Origin of the sequence: Xanthobacter sediminis (assembly GCF_043195015.1) — a bacterium.
GTDB lineage: Bacteria > Pseudomonadota > Alphaproteobacteria > Rhizobiales > Xanthobacteraceae > Xanthobacter.
Window position 1 is genome coordinate 90009 of record NZ_JBAFWH010000007.1, and the last position, 15716, is coordinate 105724.

The following is a 15716-nucleotide window of genomic DNA, read 5'->3' on the forward strand; positions in this document are numbered from 1 at the left end:
GCGCGACCGGAGCCGCCGCGCCCGAAGCCGCTTTGATGCCGAAGGCCCGCGTTGCACCCGCCCGGACCGGCCCCAAGGCCGGAGCCGATGGCATGAGCTCCTTCCAGGGACATGACCCCGGCGGCCCGCTCTCGAAGCGGCCGGCACCGGCCGCCTCAGTGCGTGCGGGGGCGGTATTCACCGGTCACCGGGTCGCGCTCCAGCGGGATGGTCTTGAGCGCGCCGTCCTCAGCCGCCCGCTGGCGATCCATGCGGGCGTTGACGCGGCGCGCCTCGTTGGCGATCACCTTCACCAGGGCGGCGGCGCCGAAGGCGCCCAGGGCGACAACGAGCAGCGGCGGCACGACGGTTCTCCTCGATCCTGCGGCGGCCCCTGTGCCGGGCCCCGGCCGCATCCGCCGCGGGCGGGCGGGAAGGCCCCCGCGGCGTCATTCCATGGCACCCGCCCCTTATAGCACCGGCGCGGGGCGCCGCGTCAGCGGTCCGCCTCGGCCAGCCGATGCTCCAGCACGGTCTTGGCCACCAGCGTCACCAGCGCCAGCAGCGCCAGCAGCGAGGCCACCGCGAACGAGGCCACGAACTGGTACTCGTTATAGAGAATCTCGATGTGCAGCGGCATGGTGTTGGTGAGGCCGCGAATGTGCCCCGACACCACCGAGACCGCGCCGAACTCGCCCATGGCGCGCGCGTTGCAGAGCAGCACGCCGTAGAGCAGCGCCCACTTCACGTTGGGCAGGGTGACGCGGAAGAAGGTGGAAAGCCCCGACGCGCCGAGCGAGACCGCCGCCTCCTCCTCGGACGTGCCCTGCTCCTGCATCAGCGGGATCAGCTCGCGCGCCACGAACGGGAAGGTGACGAACACGGTGGCGAGCACGATGCCCGGCAGGGCGAAGATGATCTTCACGTCCCGGGCCTCCAGCCACGCCGCGAACAGGCCCTGGGAGCCGAACAGCAGCACGAACATGAGGCCCACCACCACCGGCGAGACCGAGAACGGCAGGTCGATCAGCGAAATCAGCAGGCTCTTGCCGGGGAACTCGAACTTGGCGATGGCCCAGGAGGCCGCGAGGCCGAACAGCAGGTTCGCCACCACCGAGATGGCCGCCACCACCAGCGTGAGGCGGATGGCCGCCAGGGCATCGGGATCGACGAGGGCGGCGAAATAGGCGGGAACGCCGCGCTTGAACGCCTCCACGAACACCGCCAGCAGCGGCAGGCCGATGAACAGGCCGAGGAATGCCAGCGCCAGCACCGTGAGGCCGATGCGCACGGCCGCCGGCTCGGTATTCACCGGGCGGTGGCCGTGGCGGGCAAGCGCACGCCCCTCTGAAAGCCCCGTGGGCGGCCCCTCGCTCACGCCGTGCGCCTGGGGCACCTCGCGCAGCGCATCTCGGGGCGGCGCATCCTGGGCAAGCATGCTCATGGGCGGGGTCCTCTGCAACCTGGGCGTCGAGAGCGCGAGGCGCTCCGGCGCAGGCGGGTTCCGGCGGGCGGCACGACGCCCGGACGGCCGGACGGTCTTGCCGCGGTTCAGCACGCGCGGCCGTGCGGCGCGGCGTCATGTTCATGCGCCGCGCGGGCCCGCCCCGAAGGGACGACCGGCGGCACGAGGGCGGCGGAGGGGCGAGGCGCCCATGCCGCCATCATAGGACGATCCCGCCTCGCAGGCATCCTCGGCAAGAGCCGCTCGCCGAACATGCTCCAAGTCTTTGTTTTATCGCAGCTCCGGAGGCAAGAGCGCGGCACGCCCTTGCCGGCTGTTCCGCAGAGAATTTTCAAGCGAAACGGATACCGGCCCGCGTGAAAAACGCGTGGCCTCAATAATCAAGATCGATCTCCGCGCACCGACGCGCGCGGGAAGCCCCTAGATCCCCTCGCCCAGATGGATGCCGCACTCGGTCTTGGCGCGGCCGCGCCAGCGCCCGGCGCGCGGGTCCTCGCCGGGCTTCACGCGCGAGGTGCAGGGCATGCAGCCGATGGAAAGGAAGCCATGCTTCTCCAGCGGGTGGTGGGGCAGCCCCTGGCGCTCCATGTAGGCGAGGAGGTCCTCGCGGCCCAGGGTCGCGAGGGGGTTGAACTTCACCCGCGCGCCGTCGCCCTCCACTACCGGAATGGTGGAGCGGGTCTGCGCCTGGTAGCGCTTGCGGCCGTTGATCCAGGCCGCGTAGGGGGCGAGCGCGCGGGCGAGCGGCTCCACCTTGCGCACGGCGCAGCAGGCGTCCGGGTCCTCGGCCCACAGGCCAGCGTCCTTGTCCCGATCGGCCAGGGCCTGCGGGTCGGGCGAGAATGTGAGCACCTGGGTGAGCCCCAGCAGCTCCACGAGCTGGTCGCGATAGGCCAGGGTCTCGGGGAAGAGATGCCCGGTGTCGAGGAAGACGATGGGCGCCGCCTTGCTCACCTGCGCGATCATGTGCAGCAGCACCACCGATTCGGTGCCGAAGGACGACACCGCCGCGATCCGCCCCGGAAACAGCGCCAGCGCGATCTCGATGATCTTCTCCGGCTCGCTCCGGCGCAATGCGGCGTCGAGGGCGAACACGTCGAGGGGCAGAGGCTGGGAGGGGAAGGCCGGGCGGTCCCCGGCGCTTCCGGCGATGGCGTTCATGCGGGTCGCTCCTGCGGCGCGCGGCGCGCCTCGGCCACGGTGCGCCGGCCATCGCCCGTGGGCTGGTAGAACAGGGAATAGCTGGCGAGCGCCTGGGCGGCCGCGGCGGCGTCGGCCTCCTTTTCCACCACCAGGGCGTCGAAGCCGGAGCGGGCCAGCATCAGGAGCTGGTCGCGCAGCACATTGCCGGTGGCGCGCAGCTCGCCCTTGAAGCCGTAGCGCTCGCGCAGCAGCCGCGCCTGGCTGTAGGCGCGCCCGTCGCGGAACTTGGGCAGCGACAGGGAGATCAGCGACAGGCGCGACAGCAGCGGCTGAAGCTCGCCCACGTCGCGGTCATTGGGCCAGGCGACCCCGATCTCGCCGTTGCGGGCGAGGAGGCTCTCCTTCTCCGCCGCGAGGCGCGCGGCCGAGACGATCACCGGCCCGTCGGGCAGCACCTCGCCGTCGGCCACCGGGGTAAAGGGATCGGCGATGGTCGCGCCGGACTTAACGAGGGGCATAGGCGCGCTCCTTGAAGGGGTCGATGCCGAGGCGCTCCACCGCGGCGATGAAGGTCTCGGCGGGCGAGGCGCGCAGCGCCAAGTAGGTCTCCACCAGCCGCTCCACCGCGTCCACGATCTCGCTCTCGGGAATGGCGGGGCCGATCAGCTCGCCGAGGCGCGCCTTGGAATTGCCCTTGCCGCCCAGGGTGATCTGGAAGAACTCCTCATCCTTCTTCTCCACCCCGAGGATGCCGATGTGGCCGATGTGGTGGTGCCCGCAGGCGTTGATGCAGCCGGAGATGTTGACGTGCAGCCGGCCGATGTCGGCGATGCGCGCGTCGTCGGCGAACCGCTCCGTCAGCTTCTGGGCGATGGGGATGGAGCGCGTGTTGGCGAGCGAGCAGTAGTCGAGGCCCGGGCAGGAGATGATGTCGGTCACCAGGCCCACGTTCGGGGTGGCGACCCCGATGGCGTCGAGCGCCTTCCACAGGGCCGGCAGGTCCTTCTGCCGCACGTGGGGGAACACGAGGTTCTGCTCGTGGGCGACGCGGATCTCGCCATGGGCATAGCGCTCGGCGAGATCGGCGATGGCGTCCATCTGGTCGGCCGTGCAGTCGCCGGGCGGGCCGCCCACGGGCTTCAGCGAGAGGGTGATGATGGCGTGGCCGGGCACCTTGTGGGGTGCCACGGAATTGGCATGCCAGCGGGCGAAGGCGGGATCGGCCAATGCCGCGGAAAGCTCCGCCGGGCCGTCGGCCAGGGCCTCGAAATCGGGAACGGCGAACCGGCCGGCGATGTCGGCGATGGCCGCGTCATCGAGCTTCAGGGCGCCGTCGCGGATCTCGCGCCATTCGGCCTCCACCTTCTGCGCGAAGGCCTCTGCGCCCAGCTCGTGCACCTGGATCTTGATGCGCGCCTTGTAGATGTTGTCGCGCCGCCCGCCGAGATTGTAGGTGCGCAGGATCGCCTCCAGGTAGGAGAGCAGATCCTCCTTCGGCAGGAAGTCGCGGATGGTCTTGCCGATATAGGGCGTGCGGCCGAGCCCGCCGCCCACCATCACCTCGAACCCGGTCTTGCCGTCGCGCTGGTGGAGGCGCAGGCCCACGTCGTGCACGCGGGTGGCGGCGCGGTCGTGCTTCGCGGCGGTGATGGCGATCTTGAACTTGCGCGGCAGGTAGGTGAACTCGGGGTGCAGCGTCGACCACTGGCGGATGATCTCCGCATAGAGGCGCGGGTCCTCGATCTCGTCGCGCGCGGCGCCGGCAAAGGCGTCGGTGGTGGTGTTGCGGATGCAGTTGCCGGAGGTCTGGATGCCGTGGATGCCCACCTCGGCCAGCTCGGCCATGGCATCGGGCAGCTCGGAAAGCTTGATCCAGTTGTACTGGATGTTCTGGCGCGTGGTGAAATGGCCGTAGCCGCGATCATAGCGCCGCGCCACGCGGGCGAGCCGGCGGAGCTGGTCGGCGCTCAGCGTGCCATAGGGAATGCACACGCGCAGCATGTAGGCGTGGAGCTGCAGGTACACGCCATTCATGAGGCGGAGCGGTTTGAACTCCTCCTCGTTCAATTCACCCGACAGGCGGCGGCCCACCTGGTCCCGGAACTCGGCGACACGCTCCTGGAGGAAGGCCCGGTCGAACTCGTCATAGACGTACATGGGGTGCGAACTCTCTTCAGGCCGCGTCGGCGGCGGCCGCGGGCGGGGCGCCCACGGTGGGGCCGAGCACGCGGATGCGCTCGCGCAGGTTGGCGGGGGCGGCGCGCCCCTCCCTGGTGAGGACGACCGAGGCCGCATAGGCCCCGACCGCCGTGTTCTCGTCACCATGGGCGATGTCCAGCAGGCGCAGCACCTCCTCGCCCGTGGCGGCCACCGCCGCCTCGGCGATGGAGAGGCTCCAGGTGCCGGCGGGCGTGAGCCACACCACCACGCCATCCGCGAGGCGGTTCGCGGTGACGGCGGTGGGGCCGGTGATCTTCAGCTTGCGTTGCAGCGGCGAGGTCATCGCGCCGGCTCCCGGTTTTGAAGTTGACAAATTCTGTGGAATTACCACGTCATCATATCGTGGTTACAGGCTAAATTATCGAATATGTATGTGCAATAAATAAAATCACACACATATGCCGCGTGAAATGCGACTTCCCCCGCCTTGCGGCGCGGGAGGCGCCGGTGCAGGCTCGGCCGTGGCCGGCGCCAGCGCCCGCCCATGAACGAGACCAACGAAACCGCCGGGAGGCTCCATGACCGACGCCACGACTTCCTCGCCCATCCTGCTCGACATCTCCGAGGGCATCGCCCGCATCCGCTTCAACCGGCCGGAGGTGCTCAACGCCCTCGACGAGGCCACCATCCTGGCCTGGAAGGCGGCGGTGGACCGGGTGGCGGACGACGACACCGTGCGCGCGGTGGTGCTCTCGGGCGAGGGGCGGGCCTTCCTCGCCGGCGGCGACGTGGGGCGGTTCCACGCGGCGGGGGCGGCGGCGCCGCAGGTGGTGGCCGCCATCATCGACCCCTTCCACCAGGCCATGCTGACCCTCGCCGGCCTGCCGGCGCCGGTGATCGCGAGCGTCCACGGCGCGGTGGCGGGGGCCGGCCTTTCCGTGGCCCTGGCGGCGGACCTGGTGGTGGCCGCCGACGATGCCCGCTTCACCATGGCCTATACCCGCATCGGCGCCACGCCGGACGGCTCGGGCACCTTCTCGCTGCCGCGCGTGGTGGGCCTGCGCAAGGCCATGGAGATGACCCTGCTCTGCGATGCGGTAGACGCCGCCGAGGCCCTGCGCCTGGGGCTGGTGAACAAGGTGGTGCCCGCCGCCGACCTCGCCGCCGAGACCGACGCCCTGGCGCGGCGCCTCGCGGCCGGGCCCACCGCCGCCTACGGCCGGGTGAAGCACCTGCTGCGCGCCTCCTTCTCCCACACTTTGGCCGAGCAGCTCCACGCCGAGCGGGAAGCCTTCATCGCCAGCGCCGGAACGGCAGATTTCGCGGAGGGCGTGGCCGCCTTCGCGGGCAAGCGGCCGCCGGCCTTCACCGGGTGCTGAGGCCCTCCCAGCCGAGGCAGGGCACTCAATTTAACGCATGGAATTTGTTTATTGACAAATTCACATGATTTTATCATGTTCATGGAAAATATGGATCTGTGAACATGACCCTCGCCCAGCGCCAGCTTCTTCGCGACAGCCTCTTCTTCACGGCCGCCTATGCGGTGATCGTCGCCGCCGTCATCTTCGGCTGAGCGGCCGCAGCCACCCTGGGCTCCGCCGGGGCGCCCGCGCCGGGCCACGGCCCGGCGGCATCCTGTCGCCGTTGCGGCCGGATCGGCACGAGATCAACGTTCCGAAATCACCTCATCCCGGCGCCGCGCCAGTCGTCATGGTCGGGCCGCCGGGAGCAGACCCCGCCCGCCGATGCGCGCCCGCCCCGTCCCCCACGCGCGATTCCGCATGCGGCGCACCGCGCCCGAGCGCGCAGGCCTCGGGGACAATCAAGAAGATACGGATGTCCTGGGAAAGGCCCGCGTCCAGGCCCCGTTTCGCCCTGGCACACCCAAGGCGCCCGGGCGCGCGCTCAGCGGGCGAGCGCGACCTGCTGGCTGGTGTCGGTCATCACGCCCACGTAGCGGTTGGGGCCGGCCGGCACCAGGCGTGCGGTCACCTTGCCCTGGTGGTTCTCCAGAACGATGTCCGGGCCCATCATGTCCCAGCCCTTGGTCATGAAGATCTCGCTGGGGCAAGAGACGTCCGCCTGCGCCGACATGCCGCTGAGGCCGCGGGTGGTGGACAGGGTGACGGGACAGGTGCTGTGCCCGTTGTCCCACGAGAAGCTCCACGCGCCGGAGAGCTGCTCCTTGGCGGCGGTGGGGGCATAGGCGGCGCCGCCGGGATTGGCGGGCGGCGGGGCGAGGGGCACGTTGTTGGCGGTCGTGCGGGGGGCGATGGCATCGGCGGCGGAAGCGGTCCGCACCGGCGCCGCCTCGGTCGCGGCGGCTGCCTGGGCCGCGGCGGGGGCGGGAACCTGCGAGGTCTCCACCGCACCGGTGGGCGCGGCGAGCGGCTGGGGTGCTTCCACCCGGTTGGCGGCGACGGCCGAGGGCTTGCCGCCGAAGCCGTCCAGCTCCGTGCTGCAGCCTGCGAGGACCACCGCGAGGCCACCGACGGCCAGCACTGCGCCCTTCCCGGACATGACCCCGCGCCGGGCTTGCCCGCGCCACTCCGCCTTGCGCCAAAAATCCCGCATCAACACACTCCGGACGCGCCCCGCATCCCCGGCTACCCGCCTGCGGCCACCTCCCGGCGGCCACCATCGCGAGCCCGTTCGACGTTCCGATCCCAGCCCGTTCCGGCGCTCGGCGCGCGCCCGCACGGGGGTGAAGGGTGCAACCTTTCCGCAGAACATGGCAGCAGCATGGCTGCTCGGCTAAGCTTCCACCACAATGCGCCGGCGGATGGACGCTTGGTTTCTGCCGCGTTATCCAGCACCGGCCTCGGCCCCGCTCCCCCGTCCGCAGGAGGATGACATGTCCCAGCACCTCGACCCCCGCACCCTCACCCTGCTGGTCACCGGCGCCACCTCGGGCATCGGGGCCGCCACGGCGCGGCGCTTCGCCGAGGCCGGCGCCCGCGTCATCGCGGTCGGCCGCCGGGCCGAGCGCCTGGACGCGCTGAAGGCGCAGTACGGGAACCTCGTCCACACCGCCGTGCTCGACACCCGCGACCTGCATGCGACGCGGAACTTCGTGGACGGCCTGCCGGAACCCTTCCGCGCCTACAATATCGTGTTCGCCAACGCCGGCCTCGCCCTCGGCCTGGAGCCGGCCCAGGCGGCGAAGATCGAGGACTGGGACGACATGGTGGATACCAACGTCTCCGGCCTGCTTTACACCGTGCGTTCCACCCTGCCCGCCATGGTGGCGCGGGGCGAGGGCCACGTGGTGCTCACCGGCTCCGTGGCCGGCGACTACCCCTATCCGGGCGGCAACGTCTACGGCGCCACCAAGGCCTTCGTGAAGCAGTTCGCGCTCAACCTGTGGGCGGACGTCGCCGGCACCGGCGTGCGCGTCACCAACATCGAGCCCGGCCTTACCGAGACCGAATTCTCCGTGGTGCGCTTCCACGGCGACAAGGACCGCGCCGACACCGTCTACGCCGGGGCCCAGCCCATGACCGGCGAGGACATCGCCGAGCAGGTGTTCTTCGCCTGCACCCTGCCCCGGCATGTGAACATCACCCGCATCCAGGCCATGGCCTCGCAGCAGGCGTTCGGGCCGCTGGCGGTGAAGCGCAACCCGGCCTGAACGGCCGGCGCGGGCGGCGGCGCCGAAGGGTGCCTGCCGCGACAGAGAGGAGGCCCGCGGCCCACCGGGCGGCGCGGCGCACGACAGAGCGGGGGAGACGGCGGCGTGAGCGTGCCCAACCTCATTACATTGTTCCGCATCCTGCTGGTGCCCACCATCGTATGGGCCATCGGCGTGGGCGAGATGCAGCTTGCCTTCTGGCTGTTCCTGGCCGCCGGCCTCTCCGACGCGCTCGACGGCTTCATCGCCAAGCGCTTCAACATGCAGACCGAGCTCGGCGCCTATCTCGACCCGGTGGCCGACAAGGCGCTGCTGGTGTCCATCTATGTGGCGCTGGCGGTGGTGGGGCTCATTCCGCGCTGGGTGGCCATCGCCGTCGTCTCGCGCGACGTGATGATCGTGGGGGCGGTGGTGCTCTCGCTGGTGATGGCCAAGCCGGTGGCGATCCGCCCGCTGCTGGTCTCCAAGCTGAACACGGCGGCGCAGATTTCCTTCGCCACCTTCGTGCTCGCGAGTTCCGGCTTCGAGGTGGCGGTGCCGCAGGCCTTCTCCGTCGGGCTGGTGGCCGTGGGGCTCTTGACGGGGCTTTCGGCCGCTGCCTATCTCGCGGAATGGATGCGCCACATGGCCAGTTGAACGGGGAGCCCGGCGGGCGGGGCGAAGGCACCGCGCCCATGCACGCTGCTGCCGCCCTGACGGACCACGACGGGCAGGGAGAGCCCATGCCGGTTCGGATTCGCCTGTGGTTCTGGTTCGGCGCGCTGGCGGCGGTGGTGGCCTCGATGTGGCTGCTCAGCGGCATCCTGCTGCCGTTCGTCGCGGGCATCGTGCTCGCCTATTTCCTCAACCCCATCGTGATTCGCCTTCACCGGCTCGGCGTCGGGCGCACCATCGCCTCGCTGGCGGTGGTGGTGGTGATGCTGCTGGTGGTGGTGCTGTTCTTCCTGCTCGCGCTGCCCATCCTCGCCTCGCAGCTGTTCGAGTTCATCCAGCGCCTGCCGGCCTACGTGGCCCGGCTGCAGGGGCTGCTGACGGAAGAAAACCGCGAGTGGCTGAGCCACATCGTCGGCGACCGGCTGCCCGACATGCAGCGCTCCATCTCCGAGCTGATGACCCAGGGCGTCACCTACCTGCTCGGGCTCCTGTCCTCGGTGTGGGCCGGCGGGCAGGCGGTCATCTCCATGTTCGCGCTCATGGTCGTGACCCCGGTGGTGATGTTCTACATGCTGTGCGACTGGGACAGCATGGTGGAGTTCGTGGACGGCCTGGTGCCGGTGCACCACCGGCAGGCGGTGCACCGCCTTGCCCGCGACATGGACGGCGCGGTGGCCGGCTTTGTGCGCGGGCAGGCGCTGGTGTGCCTTTCCCTCGGCCTCTATTACGCGGTCGCCCTGTCCATGACGGGGCTCAATTTCGGCCTGCTCATCGGCATCGTTTCCGGAGCGGTGTCCTTCATCCCCTATGTCGGCTCCCTCACCGGCCTCGTGCTTGCCATCGGCGTCGCCATCGTCCAGTTCTTCCCGGACTGGGGCATGATCGGCATCGTGTTCGCCATCTTCGTCACCGGCCAGACCATCGAGGGCTACGTGCTCTATCCCAAGCTGGTGGGCGACAGCATCGGCGTGCACCCGGTATGGCTCATGTTCGCGCTGCTGGCGTTCGGCTACCTGTTCGGCTTCGTCGGCCTGCTGCTGGCGGTGCCGCTGACGGCGGTGGCGGGGGTGCTGGCGCGCTTCGCCATCGTTCAATACCACGCATCCTCCCTCTACCGCGGCCCCACCGCGCCGGAGGGGCGCTGAGCCCATGGCGGCCCGCGACCTCGCCCCGCGCCAGCTTCCGCTCGAATGGCCCGCGCAGCCGGCGCTGCGGCGCGAGGATTTCCTCGCCGCCCCCGGCAACGCCGCCGCCCTCGCCCTCATCGACGCCTTCCCGGACTGGCCCTCGAAGGTGGCCTGCCTCGTGGGGCCGGAGGGGGCGGGCAAGAGCCATCTCGCCGCCATCTTCGCCGCCCGCGCCGGGGCCGGGGTCATTGCCGCCCGCGCGCTCGACCGCGACGGGGTGCCGGCCGCCCTCGCCACCGGCGCCCTGGTGCTGGAGGACCTCGATACCGGCCCGGTGGAGGAGGCCGCCCTGTTCCACCTGCTCAACCTCGCCCGCGAGCAGGGCGCCTACCTGCTGATGACCAGCCGCACCCCGCCGGCGAAGCTCGCGATCGCCACCGCCGACCTCGCCTCGCGGCTGCGGGCCGTCCCGGTGTTCGAGATCGCGCCGGCAAACGACGACCTGCTCGCCGCGCTGCTGCTGAAGCTGTTCGCGGACCGCCAGGTGGCGGTGGACGAAGCAACCGTCAGCTACCTCCTGCTGCGCATCCCGCGCTCGGTGGCGGGGGCGCAGAAGGTGGTGGAGGAGATCGACCGCGCGGCGCTCGCCGCCCACCGGCCGGTCACGCGCGCCCTCGCCGCCCAGGTGCTGAAAACGCGTCCCGACCTTGCCACCCCGGAGGACGACGGCGAGGACGAACCCGGCGCGCCGGCACCGTGACATGCGGCCCGCGCCGCTCCGTCATAGAGTAGTCACCTAACCCGGCCATGGTCCGCCCGGACATCAGGGAGCCGATGATGAGCGCACAGGAAGCCGCCGCCTTGCAGGAAGACGAGATCCTCCCGGAGAACGCCCAGAACGCGACCGTCGAGGAGGCGCTCGCCCTGGCGCAGTCGCCGCACCGCTTCATCAATCGCGAGATCTCCTGGCTGCACTTCAACCGCCGGGTGCTGGAGGAGGCTTCCAACCGCAGCCACCCACTGCTGGAGCAGCTGCGCTTCCTCTCCATCTCGGCCAACAATCTCGATGAATTCTTCATGGTCCGCGTCGCCGGCCTGAAGGAGCAGATCCGCGAGGGCGTGCAGACGCGCAGCCCCGATGGCCTGACCCCCTCCGAGCAGCTCACCAAGATCATGGCGAGCGCGGCCCAGCTCATCGCCGACCAGCAGGTGCGCTGGCGCGAGCTGCGCGGCGACCTCGCGGAGGCCGGCGTCACCCTGGTGGACGGCGCCGATGCCTCCGCCGGCGACCGCGCGGCCCTGGAGCGGCACTTCCTGAACCACGTGTTCCCGGTGCTCACCCCCCTCGCCATCGATCCGGCGCACCCCTTCCCCTTCATCCCCAACCTCGGCTTCTCGCTGGCACTGCAATTGGTGCGCGAGTCCGACGGGCGGGGCATGAACGCCCTCATCCGCGTGCCGGCCAAGGTGGAGCGCTTCATCCGCCTGCCCGACAGCATCGCCACCCCCGGCGCCCGCTTCATGACCCTGGAGCAGATGATCGGCCTGTTCATCGACAGCCTGTTCCCCGGCTACAAGGTGAAGGGCCAGGGCGTGTTCCGCGTCGTCCGCGACAGCGACCTCGAGATCGAGGAAGAGGCGGAAGACCTGGTGCGCCTGTTCGAGACCGCCCTCAAGCAGCGCCGCTACGGCGAGGTGATCCGCATGGAGGCCGACGCCGCCATGCCGGAGGAGCTGCGCAACTTCGTGGCCCGCGAGCTGGGCGTGCACGATGACGAGATCTTCGTGGTGAACGGCGTGCTGGCGCTGAACGAGTTTTCCCAGCTCGTCTCGGTGGATCGGCCGGACCTGAAGTTTCAGGCCTACAATGCCCGATTTCCCGAACGCATTCGCGAGAATGGCGGAGACTGCTTTCTGGCCATTCGCGAAAAGGACATTCTTGTTCACCACCCTTATGAATCCTTTGACGTGGTGGTTCAGTTCCTTCGCCAGGCCGCAAGAGACCCCAACGTCGTCGCCATCAAGCAGACCCTCTACAGAACCTCCTCCGACAGCCCCATCGTGAAGGCGCTGGCGGAAGCCGCCGAGGCCGGCAAGTCGGTGACCGCGCTGGTGGAGCTGAAGGCCCGCTTCGACGAGGAAGCCAACATCCGCTGGGCGCGCGACCTGGAGCGCGCCGGCGTGCAGGTGGTGTTCGGCTTCATCGAGCTGAAGACCCACGGCAAGCTCTCCATGGCGGTGCGCCGCGAGGGCGGCACGCTCGCCACCTACGTGCATGTGGGCACCGGCAACTACCACCCCATCACCGCGCGCATCTACACCGACCTGTCGTTCTTCACCGCCGACCCGGTGATCGCGCAGGACGTGGCGCGGGTTTTCAACTTCATCACCGGCTACGCCGAGCCGGGCGAGCTCGACGCCATGGCGGTCTCCCCGGTGTCGCTCAAGCCGCGCCTGCTCCAGCACATCCGCGAGGAGATCGAGCATGCCCGCGCCGGGCGGCCGGCGGCCATCTGGCTGAAGTGCAACTCGCTGGTGGACCCCGTCATCATCGACGCGCTCTACGAGGCGAGCGGTGCCGGCGTGCAGGTGGACTGCGTGATCCGCGGCATCTGCTGCCTGCGCCCGGGCATCCCCGGCCTCTCGGAGAACATCCGGGTGAAGTCCATCGTCGGCCGCTTCCTGGAGCATTCGCGCATCTACTGCTTTGGCGCCGGCCACGGCCTGCCGAGCCCGCAGGCGCTGGTCTACATCTCCTCGGCCGACCTGATGCCTCGCAACCTCGACCGCCGGGTCGAGACCCTGTGCCCCATCACCAACCCGACGGTGCACGAGCAGGTGCTGGACCAGATCATGGTCGCCAACCTTATCGACAACCAGCAGAGCTGGCGGGTGTTGCCGGATGGCTCCTCGGAACGCATAGTCCCCGCGCCGGGCGAGGAACCTTTCAACGCCCATCAATATTTCATGACCAACCCGAGCTTGTCAGGACGTGGAAAGTCTCTCAAGGATTCTTCGCCGCGCAGTCTTCTCGTCCGCCGCTGAGGCGGTCGACGATCCCCACCGGGCGCCGGGACGGTTGCCGGTGGGGGCGCCCGTCGCGGTGATCGACATCGGTTCCAACTCCGTGCGCCTGGTGGTGTACGAGGGGATGAACCGTGCGCTCACCCCGGTCTTCAACGAGAAGGCGCTGTGCGGCCTCGGCCGTGAAGTGCTGTCCACCGGCCGGCTGGCCGAGGACGCGGTGCAGCGCGCCTTCTCGGCGCTGCGCCGCTTCAAGGCGCTGTGCAATGCCATGGGCGTGGGCGCCATCCACGCCCTCGCCACCGCTGCCGCCCGCGACGCGGAGAACGGCCCGGCCTTCATCGCCGAGTGTGAGGCCATCTGCGGCACCACCATCGAGCTGCTCACCGGCAGGCGCGAGGCGGAGCTGGCGGCCTGCGGCATCCTGGCCGGCGTGCACGAGCCCGACGGCGTGGTGGGCGACCTCGGCGGCGGCTCGCTGGAGCTGGTGAACGTCAAGGACGGCCAAATCGGCACCGGCATCACCATGCCGCTGGGTGGCCTCGCCCTGCAGGACCGCTCCTCGCGCTCGCCGCGCAAGGCCGAGAAGATCATCAAGGAAACCATGCCCGACGCGGGCGTGCTGAACGATCTCGCCGGGCGCACCTTCTATGCCGTGGGCGGCACGTGGCGGGCGCTGGCGCGCCTGCACATGTTCCAGAAGGGCTATCCGCTGCACGTGATGCACGGCTACGTCATCCCCGCCCGCGAGGCGCTGGACTTCACCCGCATCGTGCACCGCGCCGATGCCGAGACGCTCGCCCACATCGACGTCATCTCCGATGCCCGCCGGCCCCTGCTCGCCTATGGCGCGCTGGTGCTGGAAAACGTGGTGCGCCTGGGACGGGCCTCGCAGGTGGTGATCTCCGCGCTCGGCGTGCGCGAGGGCCTGCTCTACTCCCTGCTCCCGCCCGAGGCGCGGGCCGAGGACCCGCTGCTGCTGGCGGCAGCCGAGCTCAACATGCTCCGCTCACGCTCGCCGCGCCACGGCGAGGAGTTGGTGGGCTGGACCGACGCCTTCTTCGCCTCCTCCCAGGTGCTGGAGGAGAGCGCGGACGAAACCCGCCTGCGCCAGGCCGCCTGCCTGCTCTCCGATGTCAGCTGGCGCGCCCACCCCGATTACCGCGGCGAGCAAAGCCTCAACATGATCGCCCACGCGGCCTTCGCCGGGCTTGAGCACGCCGGGCGCGCCTATCTGGCGCTCTCGGTGTACTTCCGCCATGTGGGCATCGGCGCCGACGATGCGGAAACCCGCATCCTGGAGCTGGTGAGCACCGGCCAGCTCGACCGCGCCCGCATCCTGGGCGGGGCCATGCGGGTGGCCTACCTGCTCTCCGCCGCCATGCCCGGCACCCTGCCGCGCACGTCGCTGGTGGTGCGGGGCGAGCAGCTGGTGCTGAGCGTGCCACGCGACCTCTCATCGCTGGTGAACGAACGCGTGCAGGCCCGCCTGCGCCAGCTCGCCAAGCTCATCGGCCGCGAACCGCAGACCGAGGTGCTGGACTAGCGCCTCCCGCAGCCCCGCCGGGCGAGGCGGGGAGACACGGTCATGGCGGACCCTGGCTCATCGCGCCGATGCGCCGCCTTGAAGCCTCCGGCGAACCGGCACCCCGGCACGCCGGGGGAGACCGGACCCGGCCGGCATGTTCCGCCGGATGCTCCCACCGCCTGCCCGGTCCACCGGGCAGATCCGCCCGGAGCCACACCACGTCTCGCCCACCGTCCACGTGACGCTCAGCCGAGCCCAGCGGTTCGCCCGCGCCACAGCGGGAAACACGGACACCGCCCAAGGCATCCCGCCGGCGCGCCTGCATCGGGTTTCAGGCGAGCCGGCCTTTCGGCTCGCTGAAGGCCGCAGAGCCTCGCGGCCATCCAAGCGGCGCTCAGCTCGCGCGCTGCGATCTACAGACGCCACGGCGGAGAACGCAGACGTCGCCCAAGGCATCCGCCTCCGGGTGTCACGCCAGCGGGCCTCTCCGCTGGCCGAAAGCCGCAGCGCCTCGCCCGCTTAAGCGGTGCAGAGCGCCTGCCTCAGGCGTCGCGGAGGCCCGCGTGTCGGCCATCGACGGCTACGGCGTTTCGCCGATTGCCGCAGCAACGCTCAGCGGGGGCACGGCGGTTGGCCCCCGCCATGGCGCAAAACGCGGACATCGCCCAAGGCATCCGGCCGATGCCTCTTCCCCGGGTGTCATGCCAGCGGGCCTCTCCTCTGGCCGAAGGCCGCAGCGCCTCGCCCGCCCAAGCGGCGCAAACGCCTGCCTCAGGCGTCGCGGAGGCCCACGTGTCCGCCGTCAACGGCTCGGCGGCTCGCCGACTGCCGCAGCGATGCTCAGCGGGGGCACGGCGGTTGGCCCCCGCCATGGCGCAAAACGCGGACATCGCCCAGGGCATCCGGCCGATGCCTCTTCCCCGGATGTCATGCCAGCGGGCCTCTCTGCTGGCCGAAAGCCGCCACGGCTCGCCGGCCGTCCAAGCGGCGCAGGCGCCTCCTTCA

14 protein-coding genes are annotated in these 15716 nt (G+C 70.4%); 7 read left to right on the forward strand and 7 right to left on the reverse strand.

Annotated elements, in window-relative coordinates:
• Positions 1–155 precede the first annotated feature (155 nt).
• From V5F61_RS11220 to V5F61_RS11245, 6 genes are all read right to left on the reverse strand, one after another.
• Positions 156–344: a hypothetical protein gene (locus tag V5F61_RS11220; RefSeq protein WP_393988107.1), complete on the reverse strand. Its 189-nt coding sequence runs from the start codon at positions 342–344 to the stop codon at positions 156–158.
• A gap of 131 nt (positions 345–475) precedes the next feature.
• Positions 476–1423 carry a sulfate ABC transporter permease subunit CysW gene (gene cysW / locus V5F61_RS11225; RefSeq protein WP_393988106.1) on the reverse strand — a complete coding sequence of 316 codons (948 nt, stop codon included), beginning with the start codon at positions 1421–1423 and terminating at the stop codon, positions 476–478.
• Between the two features lie 441 nt (positions 1424–1864).
• Positions 1865–2605 (reverse strand): phosphoadenylyl-sulfate reductase, encoded by a 741-nt coding sequence (locus tag V5F61_RS11230; RefSeq protein WP_393988105.1) that lies wholly within the window; start codon positions 2603–2605, stop codon positions 1865–1867.
• Positions 2602–3105 carry a DUF934 domain-containing protein gene (locus V5F61_RS11235; protein ID WP_393988104.1) on the reverse strand — a complete coding sequence of 168 codons (504 nt, stop codon included), beginning with the start codon at positions 3103–3105 and terminating at the stop codon, positions 2602–2604. Before V5F61_RS11235 ends, V5F61_RS11230 begins: the two co-directional genes overlap by 4 nt.
• Entirely contained in the window at positions 3092–4744 is a 1653-nt protein-coding gene (locus V5F61_RS11240; protein WP_393988103.1) for a nitrite/sulfite reductase, read from the reverse strand. The genes V5F61_RS11235 and V5F61_RS11240 overlap by 14 nt, the downstream gene beginning before the upstream one ends.
• Before the next feature lie 16 nt (positions 4745–4760).
• Positions 4761–5090, reverse strand: coding sequence for a DUF2849 domain-containing protein (locus V5F61_RS11245; protein ID WP_393988102.1), 330 nt, complete (start codon positions 5088–5090; stop codon positions 4761–4763).
• 235 nt (positions 5091–5325) lie between these two features.
• Here V5F61_RS11245 and V5F61_RS11250 point away from each other — a divergent pair, with 235 nt between their 5' ends.
• Complete coding sequence (locus V5F61_RS11250; RefSeq protein ID WP_393988101.1) at positions 5326–6126, forward strand: enoyl-CoA hydratase/isomerase family protein; 801 nt, start codon at positions 5326–5328, stop codon at positions 6124–6126.
• 526 nt (positions 6127–6652) lie between these two features.
• On the opposite strand, the gene V5F61_RS11255 is transcribed toward V5F61_RS11250, so the two are convergent.
• Complete coding sequence (locus V5F61_RS11255; protein WP_393988100.1) at positions 6653–7267, reverse strand: protease inhibitor Inh/omp19 family protein; 615 nt, start codon at positions 7265–7267, stop codon at positions 6653–6655.
• A gap of 334 nt (positions 7268–7601) precedes the next feature.
• Here V5F61_RS11255 and V5F61_RS11260 point away from each other — a divergent pair, with 334 nt between their 5' ends.
• From V5F61_RS11260 to ppx, 6 genes are all read left to right on the forward strand, one after another.
• Complete coding sequence (locus V5F61_RS11260; protein WP_393988099.1) at positions 7602–8378, forward strand: SDR family NAD(P)-dependent oxidoreductase; 777 nt, start codon at positions 7602–7604, stop codon at positions 8376–8378.
• Positions 8379–8483: 105 nt separating this feature from the next.
• Positions 8484–9014, forward strand: a complete 531-nt coding sequence (locus V5F61_RS11265) for a CDP-alcohol phosphatidyltransferase family protein (RefSeq protein WP_393988098.1) — start codon at positions 8484–8486, stop codon at positions 9012–9014.
• 86 nt (positions 9015–9100) lie between these two features.
• Positions 9101–10177, forward strand: a complete 1077-nt coding sequence (locus V5F61_RS11270) for an AI-2E family transporter (RefSeq protein WP_393988097.1) — start codon at positions 9101–9103, stop codon at positions 10175–10177.
• Positions 10178–10181: 4 nt separating this feature from the next.
• Positions 10182–10919: a P-loop NTPase family protein gene (locus V5F61_RS11275; protein WP_393988096.1), complete on the forward strand. Its 738-nt coding sequence runs from the start codon at positions 10182–10184 to the stop codon at positions 10917–10919.
• Between the two features lie 77 nt (positions 10920–10996).
• Positions 10997–13204 (forward strand): RNA degradosome polyphosphate kinase, encoded by a 2208-nt coding sequence (locus V5F61_RS11280; RefSeq protein ID WP_393988095.1) that lies wholly within the window; start codon positions 10997–10999, stop codon positions 13202–13204.
• Positions 13205–13244: 40 nt separating this feature from the next.
• Positions 13245–14729 carry an exopolyphosphatase gene (ppx, locus tag V5F61_RS11285; RefSeq protein WP_393988094.1) on the forward strand — a complete coding sequence of 495 codons (1485 nt, stop codon included), beginning with the start codon at positions 13245–13247 and terminating at the stop codon, positions 14727–14729.
• Positions 14730–15716 lie beyond the last annotated feature (987 nt).